The following is a 1,784-nucleotide window of genomic DNA, read 5'->3' on the forward strand; positions in this document are numbered from 1 at the left end:
ATAAAAATTTCAGGCAGTTTATTAGAAGATATGCCCGAAGAAGCTGAATTCTTCCAGGATATTAAATTCTTTGAAGAAGAATTTGACGGGGTAATGCCATTAGAAATTCTTGTAGATACAAAACGAAAAAATGGTGTTTTAAAACCTGCTACGCTTAAACGCATGGAAGAACTGGAAGATCATCTCGCTGATATTCCTGAACTTTCCCAACCAATTTCCATAACCCGGCTGGTAAAATATTCTAAACAGGCGTTTTATAACGGCGATGCCCAATATTATCAATTACCAAGTTCGCAGGAACAAAACTTTATTATGCCGTACACCAAAGGATTTTCTTCAAATGAAAATTTACTCACTTCTTATATAGACAGTACGGGAAGGTATGCGAGAATTACCACTTATATGAAAGATGTGGGAACCGATAAAATGGAAGAACTGGAAGAAGACCTCTGGCCCCAAATCAATAAAATTTTCCCCCAGGAACGTTACGAAATTTCCATGACGGGTAAAGCTTTTATCTTCCAAAAAGGAACCAATTACCTGGTAAAAAATCTTATTATTTCGCTTTCCCTGGCCATTTTATTAATTGCAATATTTATGGCCTGGATGTTTAGATCGTTTAGAATGATTATTGTTTCCCTGGTTCCTAACCTCCTACCTTTGCTGGTAACTGCAGGAATGATGGGCTTTTTAGGTGTTCCTATAAAACCTTCTACAATCCTGGTGTTTAGTATAGCTTTCGGGATTTCGGTAGATGATACTATTCACTTTTTAGCAAAATACAGGCAGGAACTAAAAGCTAATAATTGGAAAATTAAACGTTCGGTTTACGCGGCGCTACGGGAAACAGGAGTTAGTATGTTTTATACTTCTATTGTGCTGTTTTTCGGGTTTTCGGTATTCATGATTAGTAGTTTTGGGGGAACTGTAGCTCTTGGTGGTCTCGTTTCAGCAACCTTACTTTTCGCAATGCTGGCTAATTTATTATTACTTCCTTCTTTATTGCTTTCCTTAGAGAAAAATATTGCCAACAAAGAAGTTATGAAAGAACCCGCAATGAAGATTATTGAAACCGAAGAAGACGAAGCCGAAATTGAAAAAGAGGAATCTAAAAATTCAGAAAGATAATCAACAAAGCGCTTGGGGAATTAACCTCCTTGAGTGATTAATAAAAACCGGCTTGCTTTGCAGGCTGAGACGGATAAATTATATTTGTTTTTTCTAAATCTAACATAAATGATACAAGCAAAAATTGCTGAAATATTAGACAGCAATCAATTTCTACAGGAATTTGAGGTGAACGGCTGGGTTCGTTCTTTTAGGAGCAATCGCTTTATTGCCTTAAACGATGGTTCTACCATTAACAACCTGCAATGTGTAATAGATTTTGAGAATTTTGACCAGGACGAGCTTAAAAGAATCACCGTTGGTGCTGCCGTTTCTGTAAAAGGAACTTTGGTTGAAAGCCAGGGAAATCAGCAACGAGTTGAGATTGAGGTAAAAGAGTTTAAAATTCTTGGCGATGCAAATCCCGAAGAAGTAAAACTTACCATTCTTTCTCCCAAGCGACACAGCCTGGAGAAATTAAGAGAGCAGGCACATTTACGTGTGCGCACAAATACTTTTGGCGCCATTATGCGTGTGCGATCTAAACTGTCTTTTGCTGTACATAGTTATTTTCAGCAAAATAACTTTCATTATGTAAACACTCCAATTATTACCGGAAGTGATGCCGAAGGTGCTGGTGAAATGTTTAGAGTTAGCGCTTTAGATATGGAAAACCC

2 protein-coding genes are annotated in these 1,784 nt (G+C 37.4%); both read left to right on the top strand.

Features of this window, described 5'->3' with window-relative positions; all coding sequences use genetic code 11:
* The coding region (locus AACZ30_RS13855) for an MMPL family transporter (RefSeq protein ID WP_339650107.1) at positions 1–1,128 on the top strand (1,128 nt) is incomplete at its 5' end.
* A 108-nt stretch (positions 1,129–1,236) separates the two neighbouring features.
* The coding region (locus AACZ30_RS13860) for an OB-fold nucleic acid binding domain-containing protein (protein ID WP_339650108.1) at positions 1,237–1,784 on the top strand (548 nt) is incomplete at its 3' end.

Source organism: uncultured Salegentibacter sp. (genome assembly GCF_963972535.1).
Taxonomy (GTDB): domain Bacteria; phylum Bacteroidota; class Bacteroidia; order Flavobacteriales; family Flavobacteriaceae; genus Salegentibacter.